The following is an 847-nucleotide window of genomic DNA, read 5'->3' as shown; positions in this document are numbered from 1 at the left end:
AGAACGATTTGCATCAACTTTCTGATCCAAATGCTCCAGAGCGAAAAAGAACCTTGCAGCTAGGTAACAACAATAAAAAGAGAAATGAAGTTCAAGCAGCGATACATAACTATTTGGAAGAATGCTGGATTCATAATGAAATAAATAACCGCAATGATTTAATAAACGAATTAAATAGCCTTGGCATTGAAATAACCAGAACAACAAAACAAGCAATATCAATAAAAGTGCCTGAGTTTGAAAAGCCTATTCGTTTAAAAGGGGAACTTTACAATGACAACCTTGAGCCGTGTGAAAAACAGATTGAACGAAAAGAAAACAAACAGAGAGAATACAATCAAGAACGAGAGCAAAGAATTGAAAGCAATCGCTCAAAGCTCGAAACTCTCAATCAAAAAATTGCAGAGCACCGCAGAAAAAAATATCAACCAAATGCAGAAGAAAAACACGAGGTTGAAAGTATCGTTGATGGCAGTATTACCAGTGACTTTGATACTGATCTTAGTGTCCGTTTGGAGCACTTGGAAAGTGACAACAAACTACTACACGAATTCATATCAAGAGTGCGAGAAAGCGACAAAAAGCCACGATGGGAAAGCAATACTTTGTTTGATAAAGAAGCCGTAAAAGAACAACTAAAAAAGGTAGAAAAAAATGAGCACGGAAACAGCACAGCAGATCGAGATTTTACTCAGCGCATTAGAGCAATTACAAACGCAGTACGAATCGCAATTCAAGAGCTTAAACAAGCGTTTAGACAGGATAGAGAACCCCGTCGAGCAGACGATAAGCTCAGAGAAATCTATAGAAATAAAAGGGCGGAGCGAATTGATATTCTCGACAATGA

At 37.5% G+C, this 847-nt stretch carries 1 protein-coding gene; it reads left to right on the top strand.

The features are described from left to right. Positions 1-847 (top strand): hypothetical protein (locus tag R7P74_RS25610; protein ID WP_443293379.1); only part of this gene is annotated, 847 nt, incomplete at both ends.

The organism is Vibrio sp. 2033, assembly GCF_033339735.1.
This window is presented reverse-complemented; position numbering and strand designations above follow the sequence as displayed.